This window comes from Streptomyces sp. DH12 (assembly GCF_020873895.1).
In the GTDB taxonomy this organism is placed as follows: Bacteria; Actinomycetota; Actinomycetes; order Streptomycetales; family Streptomycetaceae; genus Streptomyces.
On record NZ_JAHWGT010000308.1, the window covers coordinates 1 to 694 of the forward strand.

A 694-nucleotide genomic window follows, 5' to 3' on the forward strand; every position below is an offset into this window, starting at 1 on the left:
GTTCGGAGATACGGACGACGCAGGTGTCGTCGAGGGTCAGCCGACCGGCGCCGACGCGGACATTCAGCCGGGCGCCGACCTCCGGCCACTGCGGGTCCACGGCGAGGACCTGCTGCGTTCCTGTCACCCACTCCCCGTACCGGTGGCCGTCCGACAGCAGGCTCCAGACCTCGGACGGCGAGCTCTGGATCAGGCAGCGGTTCCGGGCCATCATCACGCTCCTGGGAGAGGGACGGCACGAAGGCGGCCCCGGTCATGGCGTCTCGGTCCAGCTTCCGGCGGATCGCACCGCGTGCCCAGTCCGGGAGATCCAGGCGGGTGAGTCGGCGGCATGGGTCGGCGCCCGCATCTCGCGGGGAGCAGAGGACAGGGGGGCGGGGCTCCGGATGTCCAGGACCCGCCTCGGCCGCCCTGCCGCCTCGCGGAGCCTGGGAAGGGGACGGCGTCAGCCCAGCGGGTTCGTCGCGTCCCTCAGGGTCGTCAGGACCTCCGTGTACAGACGGGACTTGATGGTGCCCAGGGTGTTGCCGGCCTTGCCGGCCAAGGACGCGGCCAGGTCCAGAGCCGTGGAGCGGACCGCGTCCTCCGGGAGCGCCCGGTCGACGATCGACGCGGCGGCCGCGTCCGTGCCCCCGTAGCGGCGGGCCGTCGTCATCGCCTCGTGGGCCGTCTGCGGGGTCAGGCGGGCGCGGAT

General features: G+C 73.3%; 2 protein-coding genes. Both read right to left on the minus strand.

From position 1 onward, the window contains the following. The coding region (locus LPA54_RS34210; protein ID WP_228984560.1) for an SRPBCC family protein at window positions 1-211 on the minus strand (211 nt) is incomplete at its 3' end. A 234-nt stretch (window positions 212-445) separates the two neighbouring features. Continuing rightward, the coding region (locus tag LPA54_RS34215) for an enoyl-CoA hydratase-related protein (protein ID WP_228984561.1) at window positions 446-694 on the minus strand (249 nt) is incomplete at its 5' end.